The organism is Lactobacillus kefiranofaciens, from assembly GCF_014656585.1.
Lineage (GTDB): Bacteria > Bacillota > Bacilli > Lactobacillales > Lactobacillaceae > Lactobacillus > Lactobacillus kefiranofaciens.
In genome coordinates, this window is sequence record NZ_CP061341.1 from 1748669 (window position 1) to 1763392 (window position 14724).

At 39.6% G+C, this 14724-nt stretch carries 11 protein-coding genes; 1 reads left to right on the plus strand and 10 read right to left on the minus strand.

The genetic code is table 11. The features are described from left to right. The first annotated feature begins 103 nt into the window (after nt 1–103). Nucleotides 104–1486, plus strand: coding sequence for an NAD-dependent succinate-semialdehyde dehydrogenase (locus tag ICI50_RS08565; RefSeq protein WP_013854679.1), 1383 nt, complete (start codon nt 104–106; stop codon nt 1484–1486). Nucleotides 1487–1540: 54 nt separating this feature from the next. On the opposite strand, the gene ICI50_RS08570 is transcribed toward ICI50_RS08565, so the two are convergent. From ICI50_RS08570 to ICI50_RS08615, 10 genes are all read right to left on the minus strand, one after another. Then, a complete protein-coding gene (locus ICI50_RS08570; protein ID WP_013854680.1) occupies nt 1541–2572 on the minus strand; it encodes a zinc ribbon domain-containing protein in 1032 nt (343 codons plus the stop codon). A gap of 160 nt (nt 2573–2732) precedes the next feature. Next, nucleotides 2733–6536 carry an MMPL family transporter gene (locus ICI50_RS08575; RefSeq protein WP_188891520.1) on the minus strand — a complete coding sequence of 1268 codons (3804 nt, stop codon included), beginning with the start codon at nt 6534–6536 and terminating at the stop codon, nt 2733–2735. A gap of 4 nt (nt 6537–6540) precedes the next feature. Further along, nucleotides 6541–7116 carry a TetR/AcrR family transcriptional regulator gene (locus ICI50_RS08580; RefSeq protein WP_013854682.1) on the minus strand — a complete coding sequence of 192 codons (576 nt, stop codon included), beginning with the start codon at nt 7114–7116 and terminating at the stop codon, nt 6541–6543. Nucleotides 7117–7236: 120 nt separating this feature from the next. Beyond that, nucleotides 7237–8187: a serine hydrolase gene (locus ICI50_RS08585; RefSeq protein WP_013854683.1), complete on the minus strand. Its 951-nt coding sequence runs from the start codon at nt 8185–8187 to the stop codon at nt 7237–7239. Between the two features lie 15 nt (nt 8188–8202). Further along, complete coding sequence (locus ICI50_RS08590; protein WP_095342087.1) at nt 8203–9120, minus strand: magnesium transporter CorA family protein; 918 nt, start codon at nt 9118–9120, stop codon at nt 8203–8205. Nucleotides 9121–9252: 132 nt separating this feature from the next. After that, nucleotides 9253–10554: an extracellular solute-binding protein gene (locus tag ICI50_RS08595; protein ID WP_054640286.1), complete on the minus strand. Its 1302-nt coding sequence runs from the start codon at nt 10552–10554 to the stop codon at nt 9253–9255. A gap of 53 nt (nt 10555–10607) precedes the next feature. Beyond that, entirely contained in the window at nt 10608–11903 is a 1296-nt protein-coding gene (locus ICI50_RS08600) for an MBL fold metallo-hydrolase (protein ID WP_054640285.1), read from the minus strand. Next, complete coding sequence (locus ICI50_RS08605; protein ID WP_013854687.1) at nt 11887–12711, minus strand: carbohydrate ABC transporter permease; 825 nt, start codon at nt 12709–12711, stop codon at nt 11887–11889. The genes ICI50_RS08600 and ICI50_RS08605 overlap by 17 nt, the downstream gene beginning before the upstream one ends. A 3-nt stretch (nt 12712–12714) precedes the next feature. After that, a complete protein-coding gene (locus ICI50_RS08610; RefSeq protein ID WP_054640284.1) occupies nt 12715–13581 on the minus strand; it encodes a carbohydrate ABC transporter permease in 867 nt (288 codons plus the stop codon). Next, nucleotides 13581–14666, minus strand: a complete 1086-nt coding sequence (locus ICI50_RS08615; protein ID WP_013854689.1) for an ABC transporter ATP-binding protein — start codon at nt 14664–14666, stop codon at nt 13581–13583. Before ICI50_RS08615 ends, ICI50_RS08610 begins: the two co-directional genes overlap by 1 nt. Nucleotides 14667–14724: the final 58 nt, after the last annotated feature.

Below are 14724 nucleotides of genomic sequence, written 5' to 3' on the forward strand. Positions count from 1 at the left end.
TACCATGACTTTTTACTAACTAAAAGTACAAATGAATGTCTTTTAACTGAAAACGCTTTATAATGTAAACATAGTCTATTACTTATGAACGGAGGAATTATATTTGTCTAGATATCAATCAATTAACCCATATACTAACGAAGAATTTGCTAGCTACGATAATCCGACTGCTAAGCAAATTGACGAGTCCATCAATTTAGCTCACATGCTTTATAAAAAATGGCGGCATGAAGAGCCAGCTAGTCGGGCCAAAACTTTACACGACATTGCTGACGCTTTTCGTGACCATGAAGATGAAATGGCTAAGATGATGACTTTAGAAATGGGGAAGCTTTTACGTGAATCCCGCGAAGAAGTTGAACTCTGTGCTTCAATCTGTGACTATTATGCAGAAAACGGTCCAGCAATGCTCAAGCCTACCCCATTAAAGAGCGACTTAGGAACGGGCTATTACTTAAAGCAGGCGACCGGGGTAATCATGGCTTGTGAGCCTTGGAATTTCCCACTTTACCAAGTAATTAGAGTTTTTGCCCCTAACTTCATCGTGGGCAACCCAATTTTATTAAAACATGCTCATAACGTTCCTGGCTCTGCCGCATTAGCTGCCAAAATCATTAAGCGTGCTGGTGCTCCAGAAGGTAGCCTGATTAATCTTTATCCGAGCTACGATCAATTAGCAGATATTATCGCTGATCCAAGAATTCAAGGAGTAGCATTAACAGGATCTGAACGAGGCGGTTCTGCTGTAGCTGAAGCCGCTGGCAAAAACTTGAAGAAGTCTACCATGGAACTCGGCGGCAATGATGCCTTCATTGTGTTGGACGACGCCGATCCGCAACTGTTGCGCAACGTTCTAGGGGATGCTAGAACCTATAACGACGGTCAGGTATGTACTTCTTCCAAGCGAATCATCGTTGAGAAGTCACGTTACGATGAGGTGCTTCATGAACTAAAGAATGTCTTCTCTAGCCTGAAGGCTGGCGAGCCGCTCGAAGCAGACACTACTCTACCACCAATGAATTCTGAAAGAGCAAAAGAAAGACTTGCTGCTCAAGTAAAGAAGGCTACCGATGCTGGAGCCAAAGTCTTTTATCAATATCCAGAAATCGATTCTAAGGGTGCATTCTTTAGACCAACAATTTTGACTAATATTGACAAAAATAATCCTATCTTTGACGAAGAATTATTCGGTCCAGTTGCAGAAGTCTTCGTAGTTGACGATGATGACGCAGCCATTACATTAGCTAACGATTCAAGTTACGGCTTAGGTTCATCCATAATCAGCAGCAATATTGAACGCGCTCAAAAAGTTGCCGCTCAAATTGAAACTGGAATGACCGTAATTAATGGACGCTGGATTACTTCAGGTGAATTGCCATTTGGTGGCGTGAAGAAATCTGGCTACGGCCGTGAATTAAGCGAATTAGGCATGATGGCCTTTGTTAATGAACACTTAATTTTCGACGTTACTAAGAATAATCAATAGAAATTTTGGCAAAACAAAATCCTCCAAAGTTGAACGCTTTAGAGGGTTTTTCTTTTACTTATTTTTCTTAAACAAATTATATCCTGATAGTCCCGTGGTGAGCATGCTTGCTAAAATCAAGAAATAAGCTGAAGCTCCCAGCGATACCGCGTAGGTTAATAATTGACTAGTCAACTGACTAAGAACGCCAGTTGCAGCCCGGCTTGTACTTGACATTTTATAAATCATGTAGATTAAAAAGGTCGTCTCAATCAACGATAAGACAAAGGCAAGCGTCTGACTGCTCTTCGTATTTTTCAAAATATTGTAAATAATAAAAATCGGAAATAAGAAAAGCAGCAACCAAACAATGTATAAAATCAACGAATACATCGAAGTTGACCCTGAAGATAAAAGCCGGCCAGCTAAGCTAAAGAGCACATTGGAAATAGACATCTTTTGCGTGTAGCTAACGGCTGAAACAGAAGCCCCAGAGTCAGTAAAAAGTACCATTAAGCTAATCAAAGAAGTTAGAATAACCGATAGCTGAACATAGCTAAAATGATGTGGCCGTTTTGCTTTTAGTTCGCGAACTCGGTTTTCAACGCGCGGATGATTTTGGGCGAATTTTTCTCCTCGCTCCTTAATCTTATCGCCATGCTCATCAACTTGATTAAACACATTCGAGCCAATCTGGTTGATCTTCTGGGTCAAACGCTTATCAACAGTATATTGTTCTATCTTTTGTTTACGATCACAAACAATAAACAGCCAGATCATCAGGGCAAAAAAGCAGCTCCAGCCAGCTGGTCTAGAAAAGCTCATTAAGATCAATAGAAAAATACCCAATAAAAATACCAAGGTAGCATTCTGTCTCACCCAAGCAATCATTCGCTGCACAGTAGAATTCTGCTTTTGGGGATAAAATTCTTCACGATAAGCCGCCCGACTTGCAACTCGTTTGCCTTCGTCCGATTTTTCATATTTTGTTCGTTGGTGTTGATCAGTGAAAAAATCTTCGCGATATTTTTTCAGATTGAAACCACAGTTAGGACAAATGTCATCATTAGCACTAATCTGCTGGTTGCAATTTGGACATGTAGTCATATTAAAAGTCCCTTCTTTTCAATCTATTATTAATTATACCATGTCGCAGAAAGCAAATAACTGCGATCTAGCTTGCTTAATAAAATTATGAATAAATTACACACAAGACAAAAAAAGAAGCCTTACAGAACTTGCTGTAGGGCTTCTTCTAGCTTAAATATTATTTGGCTTTCTTTTTCTTAGCAAACTTGTTAAAGTTGATTCCCTCATAAGTCAACTTAACTGCAGCTGATAAGGTAATTGGCAAGATAAATACCAGAATTAACAAACCAACATCAACAATCAAGGCAACTTCGATCAAGGTTGGAATACCTGATGGAATAAGGGCAGCGAAGGTACCATCTAAGATAATTGCGGCTGAGACAACAACCGTACCAATGATGGCACAAGCCTTCAAAATTCTTGAGCTTGGGCTAGTGTATTCTTCAGTCTCAAGTTCACGATAACGGGTCATGAGGAAGATACTGTAATCAACCCCTAAAGCAATCAACATGATAAAGCTGAAGAATGGAGTATTCCAAGTCAACATGCTCTTGCCTAAGATTGCTTTAACAATCCATTGGTTGATTGAAAGTGAGCAAAGGTAAGCAATAAGCAAAGTACCAAGAATATAAATTGGTTGAAGTAGTGAACGAGTTACGAACATTAAGGCAATGCCGATACCAATCAACATGATTGCGGCAGTTCTAAGGAAGTCGCCACTAGCAACAGTCTTAGTATCCTTAATCTTTGAACTTTGACCACCCATCGCTACCTTAGCATTCTTAAGAGCAGTACCTTGGAATGACTTCTTAGCCATAGCACTTAATTCTTGTGACTTATCAGTAGCTTCAGTTGCACTTGGATTAGAATTGAAGACAACAATAATTTGAGCTGACTTCTTGTCTGGGCTGAGGTAAACATCCATGGACTTCTTGAACATATCGTTCTTTAAGAATTCCTTCGGAATGTAGAAAGTCTTTGCGGCTGCAGATGAGCCTAAGCCTTTAAGGTAAGTTTCACCTTGACCCAAACCACTGTTAACAGTATCAATACCTGAAGTAAGTTGTGGAGCTTTAGAAGCTAACTTGCCTGCACCTTCACTAAGTTGACCGGCACCAGAGTTAAGTTGTCCAATACCTGAGATCAATTGTGGGGCTTGGCTAGCTAATTGACCAACACCACTGTTAAGTTGACCTGCACCGCTTGCTAAAGTACCAAGGCCGTTCTTCAAAGTACCTGCACCACTTGCAAGAGTGCCAAGACCATTATTCAAAGTGCCTGCACCGTTAGCAAGAGTACCTAAGCCGCTTTGCAGTTGACCTGCACCAGAGTTAAGTTGTCCAACACCGCTGTTAAGACGAGCAGCACCGGATGAAAGCGATCCAAGGCCAGAACTTAAGCGACCTGCACCGCTGTTCAGGGATGCAGCGCCAGAGTTAAGTCTTTGAGCACCGGCAACACCTTGACTAGCTGCTGATTGAACTTGACTTAAGCCTGAGCTTGATTGGTTCAAAGCAGTTGCGGCACCTGGAAGTGCTTGGTTTGAGGCTTGAGCTAAAGTATTAACCTGAGTCTTCAAAGTTTGGAGTTGACTTATCAAGTTACTTTGCTGCATTGCGGCCATTGAACCCTGCAGACCTTGAGCTGCTGAAGCTGCATTTTGCATAGCTGATTGCAATTTATCAGTATTAGAACCAGCTTTAGCCTTTTGTACTACTGATTGAACAGCAGCCGATGCAGCTGCAGTTGCAGCTTGAGTAGCAGCTTGCTTTTGATCAGCTGGCACATTAGCTGGCACATTAGCTACTGCTGATCTAACGGCTGATTCAATTGCAGATTGAACATCTGATTGGCTTACAGATGAGCCAGCACCACCAGCTGCACTTTGTAATTCTTTTAAACTGCTTTCAAGATCTGCAGCTTGTTTTTGAACAGTTGACAAGCTATTCGTCAATGATGAAGTATCGACCCCACCACCAATAGCTTGATTCAACTGTTGAATACCACTATTAATTTGTGGCAAAGCTTGTTGCAATTGAGCAAGTTGCTGCTTGTTAGAACCACTCATTTTAGTTGATAATTGTGAGCTCAATTGTTGCAATTGGTTAACCATTTGTTGGGTACCATTTTGTAAAGTTTGCGTACCACTCTGCAAGCTATTAGCACCATTCTTCAAACGGTTTGCACCATTTTGCAAACTAGTTGCACCGCTTTGCAATGCATGAGTACCACTAGCCAAACGACCAGCACCAGTTTGTAAACGTACAGCACCACTTTGCAAACTGCTTGATCCATTTCTCAAACGATCAGCACCACTGACCAATTGACTTGAACCACTTTGTAAACGAGTAGCACCGCTTTGCAATTGCTGAGCACCATTTTGCAAACGACTAGTACCACCAACTAACTGTTGAGCACCACTTTGAAGTCGTCCAGTACCATCTTGAAGTTGATCTGCACCATCCTTCAAACTATTAGCACCATTAGCAAGTTTGTTTGAGCCCTTGCTTAACTTGCCTAAACCTGAACGAGCTTGATCAACACCATCGTTAACAGTGTTTAATTGATTATTGACATACAACATGTCAATTGGCTCACCGTATGGTTCAGTGACTGATGTAGCAAATGAAACGTCTTTGGAAGATTGAAGCTGCTTAGTCAATTGATCAATCAACTTCAAGTTTTCTTCGTTATCTAATCGATGCTTACTTTGAATGTATAAGTATGATGGTTCTGCCATCCCTTTAGAGAAGTGCTTTTGAACTACCAACAATCCTTGCTTAGATGGAACTGAATCAGCAATTTCATCAGTATCATCATAGTTCAAGTGACCTGAATACATCAGCATAAATGGAATAGTAACTACAGCTAAAACAACCAAGTAAATAATTGGGTGCTTCAAAGTTGAAGCTGAAATACCATGCCATAGCTTGTCATCACTTTCACCATTGAAGGTCTTAACAGGCCAGAACATCTTCTTGCCGAGAACGGCCATGAAGAATGGATTAAGTGTTAGCAATACTACCAACAATACGGCAACACCGACAGCAACACCGACAGCTGATTGGTAAACTGAGAATCTAGCTAAACTTAAAGCCGTAAATCCAATTAAGATGGATGAACCGGAATAAAGAATAGTCTTACCAGCGTTGTAGAGCGAATCATGCATCGCCTTATACTTATCTATCCCTTTACCCAGGTCTTCTTTAAACTTGTCATAAAGCAAAATGTTGTAGTCGGTACCTATACCAAAGAGCACGATCACCATGAACACTTGCGTGAAGTTCGAGAATGGGAAGTTAGCATGTTCAACTAAGTTCATCACAATTGAGAAGGAAGTCAGGAATGAGACACCAACCGTTAACAATGAAATTAATGGAACAATCGGTGACTTGAAGACGATGATCAAAACAATGAAGATAAAGACAACTGTAATTGCTTCAGTCTTTTTAATCCCCTTTTGAATTGAAGCCGAGAAGTCATGCTGCAAGACATCAGCACCAGTTACATACGTGCGCAAGCCCTGAGTCTTAACATTCTTGTTCATTTGGTTATAAACTTGCTCAATCGTGCCATGACTTTTAGCAATATTAAATTGCGCTACCCAAGTCGTGCCATCCTTTGATTGAAGTTTCTTTCTCGTAGCAATATTAGAATCTGGAAGAAGCGAGTCCTTGATCCCATACTTGCTTTTATCATTAGTAAACTTGTCAAGCGTATTATTGATCGCCTGTTTATCGGCATCAGTTAGCTTGCCGTGTTCCTTGTTAAAAACAAGTGCTACCTCATAGGTGTTTTTCTTCTTTGCACCCCAATTATTTTGAATTGACTGAGCCACGTTGCTCTGTACATCACTAGGCAACGTAATGTCTGAGTGGGCCTTCGTTAGGTCCTTGATGTTAGGCAAAGCAACGACGGAAATAATCAATATCAAAATCCATGCAATTAAAGAAAAAACATGGTTTTTCAAAAATTTCTGCACTTTCCTATTTCCTCCCTATTTTTTGTAAGTCAGCTACTGGTTCTACAAGACGCAGAATCATCTCATGATAATTACGATTAGATTCATCCTTAGTTTCATCAGCAAACGATGATGAATTATCCAAAAAGACAAAACCCAATACGGCGCCAATTAAAGCGTGGAATGAAATGGCACTTTCTTTTCTAAAATTAAGCTTCTCGCCTAATCTAATCAGATCCAAGATCTCTTGACTGATCGGCGCATCCTTAGGATATTCATTCAAGTGATACAGAATACTTGATAAAGCTGGATCGCTTAATAAAAAATTCCGGACAATATCCGCAAACTTCAATAACGCATCCCTACCAGACAAACCAATTAGATTGTTCATTAATTGCTTACGCAAAACCCTTATCTGTCTTGCACCAACTAATGATAATAATTGCTTTCTGCCAGAAACATAATGATATAGCGATTGCGAGCGTACATTCAATGCTCTAGCCAAAACTGGCATGGTAATGGCTGCTAAGCCCTGCTCGCCGATTAATTCAGTTGCGCGATCAAGTATCTTATCCAAATCAAGATTTCTCTTTTGTGTCATTTTCATCCCTCCTTCACTAGCATAATAGATAATATAGCACTACAAGGTGAAGATTACAATCTACAATGTGTAAATAATTTATTTTTTTGCAAAAAAATAAGGCTCTATGCCTTACTAAATTTATTTATGCTTTTGATCAAACCAACGATTAATCTGCTTGCCTAAATTTTTATTGTTGCTGCTCCAGACAGAAATAGCATAATTACCGCGCCCTTGTACAATCGCAGTCGCAAAGTCGTCATCGCCAATGGCATACACGCCGCCGCGAATTCCTTTAACTAATTGCGGACGATTCCTAGAACTAGCAAGTGTACTCAGCACCTTGCTCGCATGTTGACGGTTTAAAACACGGCCTTGATACAAACCAATCATCGTCTTAGCCAGGTCAGTAGCGGTGGTCTTACCATAACTGTCACCGTTGAAATTCTTAGCCATCGTCGTTTGCGCGGCACCCATTCTTCTTACTACTGAATCAATATTTTTAAGCCCGATCTTTCTAATTAAAGCATTAGATGCAGTTTTGCTTCCCTTGAGCATTGCTTCACGCAAATAAGCAACTCCATAAGCCATGTTGACTTGCAACATCCTATCGCCTTTAGCCTTATCTTTTCTAGCAATTTTAACTGCAGTTTTAGAACCCATTTTGCCTTTTTGCTCTTGTTCATACAGTGCAATTAACAAATATAGCTGCATTACCTTACCCGCATTATGGGCCTTCTCGGTATTGGCTACGACAGCGAAACGCTTAGAATCATTCAAATCTTGAGTTACTACTTGATAGCTATCATCAAGTCCCATTGTCTTTTTAATAATCTTAACTAGCTTTCTATCGCTGCCGCTCTTGGCCTTTACATGATTAGAATATCCAATCGAATTAACCTTAGGCTCTTTTAATTTCTTTGCCTGTGGCGCCTTAGCCTTAGTTTTCTTTTTATTCTTTTGCTCAATCTTGCTAGTCTTAGGACCAACTACCTTAAGCTGAGCATTCTCTACCCGCTTAATGTTAGCCGCATACAAAACAAAGGCTGCCACAGCTGCAATAATTGATCCCAAAAATACTTTATGCTTCATGTACCTGCCTCACTTTTAGAAGAAATGATGCTTTTTCATTAGAACAACTAACCACACCATCAGGACTACCATTAAAATGATGATCAAAATCCAGTCAAACGAATTCTTCAAAATCGGCAGACTAACGTTCATCCCGTAGAATCCAGTTAAAATAGTTGGAATAGTTAAAACAAGTGACCACACAGTTAAGAACTGCATCGTATCATTCAGGTTATTATTCATCATATTGTTTGATGTCGCTGATAAAGTCTTGGTAACTTGCTGTGAAATCTTAACCATTTCTGCGGACTGACTTGATTCAATCAAAACGTCGTCCAGTCGCTCGCTTGCTTCTTTGGTAAACTGCAGTTTACTATGATCCAAGCTATGCAGCATGATTAAATCAGTTTGAATAGAACTAGATAAATAAACCAAACTTTTTTCGATATTCGATAGTTCAACTAGGTCCTTATTATTAATATCATCTGATAATTTTTGATCCAAGCTGTTACGCTCAACGTCAAGCTGCGTTACAGCACGTTGGAAATATTGCGAAGAATATAGGAAGAACAGCATTAATAATTCTGTTACATCCTTAGCCTCAGACAAGCGCTCACGCATATGTTCATCGTTAAATTCATCAAAGACATAGCTGGTTGATTCAGTATGGAAAGTAAAGACGTTTTCGCCAACTAACAAAAAAGTAATTGGGTGCGAAGTAAAGTGTTTAATCGTATTAGTCGGCCAAATGGGAACATCATAAACCAATAAGTGGCTTCTCGTATGCAAATCGTAGTCATAGTGCGGACGTTCGTGACGGTCGGAAATGTATGAAATAATATCCGGCGTAAAATTAAAGTCCCTTTGCAATTTTTCACTGTCCTGCTCACTTAAGTTGTTAATGTCATACCATTTATATTTTGTATCTACCGGGAAATTCTGTTGTCTAATCAACCAGCTCACCTCTGCTTTTTAATTGCTTCTTAAATGGTAACATTTTTCGTTAGAACAAATAAACTGTTAATTGCTTTCTCAAACAAAAAAGCAGGCCACAATGGTCTGCCTTAAATTAATTGCTATTTAGTTTTATTGCTTCCAAGCAGCATCAAATTTTTGCTTACCAGCATTAATTTGACTGTTAATATTTTGACCCTTTTGGGCTGAAGCATAAATATTTTGTTGAATACTGCTCAATTGCTGGAATGCGGCATTTGAGTTCTTAGCAACTGGAACACTGTACAAGTGCTTCATTGCATCTTCAAGCTTAGCAGGAAGCTTAATGTCTTTATTGTTCTTGTATTCACTAGACTTAATTGCAGCGTTGTTTACAGGAATGTAACCAGTAGCATTAGCCCACTTGATCTGGCTTGACTTAGAAGTCAAGAACTTGATGTACTTAAATGCAGCAGCTTTTTGTTCAGCACTAGCATGGTTGAACATGTAGATGTCAGTACCTTGTTGCAAAGTGTATTTACCAGGACGTGGAGCAACATCGTAAGTAAACTTGTTGCCTACGCCTTGCTTAACGAAGCCTTCACCTGCTGAAGTACCAACAAACATGGCAACCTTTTCGTTAGCAAATGGACCTGAAAGATAGTGTTCTGAACCAGCAGTTCTGAAGTAGCCCTTCTTAATACCATCTGCGTAGAAGTTAATTACTTTCTTTGAAGCGGCACCAGTAAAGTTAATCTTGTCAGTGAAGTTAATGCCTTCATTCTTCATGCCCAGCGTGTAGTAGTTTGGAAGTGAGTCAAAACCTGCACCTACAACCTTATGGTTACTCTTCTTGTAGATAGTTTCTGACACTTGCTTAAGTTCGTCCATAGTAGTTGGAACTTTCTTAATGCCATACTTCTTGAACATGGTCTTATTGTAAGTCAAAGTTTCAATTGACTTGTTAAATGGAATACCGTATTGGGTACCCTTAATCTTAGCACCATCAAGAAGTTTTGTTCTAATGTTAGATGCTTTGGCACTGCCCCAACCAACATTCTTGTCGTTAATGTATGGAGTCATGTCAACCAACATCTTGTTTTGTGCAGCGTTCCATAGCCAGCCAGGGTAAGCCTGCGTAATAGTTGGCAAGTTATTAGGTGATTGCAAAGTTGAATTAATCTTAGCTTGCAAGTCATTATAAGCACCTTGGTTTTCCAACTTAACAGTAATCTTAGGGTTCTTCTTTTCAAATTCATTGGTTAATTTCTTCAAAGTTGAACCTTGAACACCAGGCATGGCATTCCAGAAGACAACTGTAGTCTTCTTAGTAATCTTTGATGGAATCTTCTCTGAACTTGATGAAGACTTGCTACCACCATTTGAACAAGCAGCAGTACCAACCAAAGCTAAAGCAGCAGCGGCAGCTACAGCAAGTTTCTTACTAAACTTCATTTAGATATATCCTCCCAAAATTAAAAACTAAACAACAACATGTTTTTGATTTACTAAAGCGTGACTGTTTGACCACGTTTAGGTAAAATCCGTTCTCCAAATGGGTTCTCTTCCAGCTCGGGATGCAATGTGTGCACCGGAACTAAAATAGCTGGTTGAACTCCATCAATAATTTCCTTGAGTTCTTTCTCATCGGCATGACCTGAACAGCGCAATGCGACATACTCAATATTATTCTTGGCAAATTGCTCTACAAATGGCTTGTAGGCAGGGTCAAAGTCCCCTAATGGCTCGGCATTAGAGTGGATATAAATTCCGCCCTCTTGAAGCTTATCATAATCGGTGACAACTTGCCACATGTATTCATGTTTATCTGCCAAAAGTTTATCATAGCTAACCTCTAATTCAGGTTTTAAATCAATATATTTATGATCTGTTGGCAAATAGTAATATGGATAATCCTTATTCAAGCTCTCTTTAATTAAATGAGCACGTTCTGCATGTAAGACGACCTTTCTTGGTGAATCAGAAATGATTCTTAAAAGGCGCTCTACGTTAGTAGGATACGTGTTAAAGGTGATTTGGTTGTCTGGATTGTCTTTTTGCAGAGCAACAATCCGTTCAGTCAACTCTACTTCGTTCTTCGGGCCAGTAAATTCTTCACTGTTTTCATCGTGCTTTTCTTCTGGCCAAGAAACACCAGTACCCTCACAAATGAACATATCGCTACCCTTAGCAGCTTTCATAAATGCACGCACCCAATCAGGGTGGTAGCCATGCAGACGAATATCACCTGTATAAGCAATTTGCTTGTCCGGTGTTTTAACTAAAAGCCCTGTAGCGCCATAAGCGTCGTGATCACTAGGATATATTTCCAGGGTAATATCGCCAACTTGAATCGGCTTTTTATATTCAGCCGCAATAATTGGGCGAGTATAAGTCTTGTCATGCCCCGCGGCAGGAAGCAAGAAATCACCTTTTTCATTCAATGCTGGCAGCATATGTGCCGTAATTGGACCTGCATACAGCGGAATCTCTGGTGCTAAGAAATTCAAAGCTTTACTGTGATCTAGGTGCAAGTGTGAAATGTAAGCGGCAGAATGTTCCCAACGCTCAGTATCAATCGGCTTGCCTGTCAATTTAGGATCATAAAAGTTAGGCACATCCCCAATTAATTGATACTTAATCAAAGTTTGATAGCTTTCATCAGGCAATTTAAGCTCAGGACGGTAAACTTCGCCTAAATCAAACAACACATGCGATTTGTTGTAAGCAACTTCAATCATCGGTCCACCAATAGTGGTTAAACCATTATAAAAAGTTACTGTAGTTTTATCCTTTAAGGTCATTGCGTACTACTCCTCGAATAATTTGTTTTCTAAAGATGAAGTTTAAAATCAAAATTGGCAAAACGGTCAAAGTAGCTGCAGCCAATTGCAACTGCGTTTCACTACCTGCATCTGAAGCAAAGGAAGTTAAACCGTTGTTCAATAATCTCATGCTATCTTCATTGGTTACCAATAATGGCCATAAGAATGAATTCCAACCTGAAATAAAACTTAATAAGGCAACGGTAAATAACCCGCCTTTAGACATTGGCACCAAAATCTTCCAGATGTATTCCCAATCGCTAGCCCCATCAATCATAGCAGCCTTATAAATAGTTTGTGAGATTGAACCGAAGTAGCTTTGTAAATAATACATATAGAAAATCGAAGTCAAGAATGGCAATACCAAACCGATATAAGTGTTCAATAAGCCCATTCTGGCAATAGTGTTGTAGTTGGTAAAAATAATTGCTTCTCCAGGCACCATCAATAAAGATAAAAGCACAACTTGCACAATACCCTTGCCCTTAAACTTCAGGTTAACCATGGCAAATGCACCCAGCAAAGCGTTAAACAAACTAACAACCGTCGTTACGCTGGCCGTGATAAAGGTGTTCAAGAAATATCTGCCAAATGGAGCCTGAGCAAAGACTTTAGCATAGTTTGACCATTCAAAGTGCTTAGGAATAATAGTTGGCGGAATAGTAGTCGTTTCTCTAAAACTCATCAATCCGCCTAAAATCATATAGATGAATGGAAAGACAGTAATGATTGCGAAAATTGCCAAAATAATGTAAGCAATCAACGTACCCCAACGAATTTTCTTCATTCTTTACCGTCCTCCAATCTTCTTCATCATCTTGCGCTGTAAGAATGTAACAAACATGATAATGATAAACAATACTACCGTTGCGGCCATCGCCACACCTGGCGTACCAACAATCTGAAACTTGTTATAAATGTAGAACACAGCAGTCGTAGCGGAGTTACCAACACCGGCTTGTCCGTTAAACAAAGCGTAAACAGAAGTATAAATCTTGAATGCGGCAATGATATTCATCGTTAACAAGAATGCAATAGTGGGCACTAATTGTGGCATCGTAATCCGCCAGAACTTCTCTGTACCGCTTGCACCATACATATCAGCAATCGTGTAGTAGTTAGGATCTATGTTACGAAGTGCTCCCATTAAGATAACAATGTTGAATGCTAATGAAGTCCAGACACCGAAGATAATGATCGTTGTCAGTGACATGGCTGGATCATCAATCCAGTTAGGCGTTGGCAAATGAACTGCCTTCAACAAAAAGTTAAGCAGACCATATTCACCATTGAAGATATAACGAAATACGATACCGATTGCGATCGTTGAAGTTACATAAGGCATAAAGAAAGTCGTTTCAAAGAATGACTTATGCTTTACCCGACTGAAAATAAACCAAGCTAGCATGATCGAAATGGCCAAGGCCACTGGCACCGAAATCAAAGCATAAAGAATGGTATTCTTAATAGCACGCCAAAATTCGGGATCATTAAAAATGTATTGATAGTTGCTAAAACCAGCCCAATTTAAATTAATCAAGGAGCCGCTTTGGAAACTCATCACGAATGCCCGTAAAATTGGAAAAATACTAAAGAAAGTAACAAAGATAATCGTTGGCGCTAAAAAGAGCCACGCCTTCTTTTGATTAGTTTTCATTAGTAGACACGCTCTCCTTCCTTAGTAAATAGGAATATTCGATCTAAGCGCATCTTTAAGTTAATGCTATCACCAGCCTTAATTGGAGTTTCAAGGCTAACTAATGATCTAGCTTGAACGCCATCATGAGTAAATTTCAAGATGCGTTCACGACCGATTAATTCAACATCATCAACCTTAGCTGCCACATGTCCCTTCTCAGCAGGCAAAATATTTTCGGGGCGAACTGATAAAACATATTCGCCATCAGTTAAGTCACTCTTAAAACGACTTGGATCTAAGTCATTAACGTTAAGTTCAAAGTCCGTACCAGTAATCTTGTCACCATTAACAGTTACCTTGAAGTTATCAATCACAGGATTACCAACGAAGTTAGCGACAAAGTAATTATTGGGTTCAAGATAGAAGTTTTGACCCAAATCATCTTGCTGAATTACTCCATTATTGAAGAGAATAATCTTATCACCAATTGATAAGGCTTCTTCTTGGTCGTGAGTAACAAATAAAGTGGTAATACCTACATGCTTGACTAAAGCACGGATTTCTTCACGAATCTTCAACCGTAATCTGGCGTCCAAGTTACTCAATGGCTCATCCATTAATAAAATCTTAGGTTGTTGAACCAGCGCCCGCGCAATAGCCACACGCTGCTGCTGACCACCTGACAAGTTGCCCGGCTTTTGGTCGGCTAATTCCATAATTTGCGTAGTTTCCATGTACTTTTCCGCAATTGCCTTAGCCTTATCTTTGGCTATCTTATTTTTCCCTACGGTTAAAGGAAACATAACGTTTTGCAATACAGTCATATGTGGATATAAAGCGTAATTCTGGAAAACATAGCCAATTTGTCGATCCTTTGGTGCTACGTTAACTACAGACTTACCGTCAAAAAGGATATCGCCGCTGGTTGGATTAAGCAGACCAGCCAGCATGTTTAAAATAGTTGTCTTACCACAACCAGATGGTCCTAAAAGACAAACAAGATCGCCTTTCTTGACAGAAAAGCTAACATCTTTGATTGCTTCATGCCCATTATCATAAACCTTCTTGAGGTTCTTTACTTCCATGAATCTATCATCATTCATAAGTTTCACACACCACTATATATTGATTTTAAATAATAAATTTCTCTATTAATTTTAA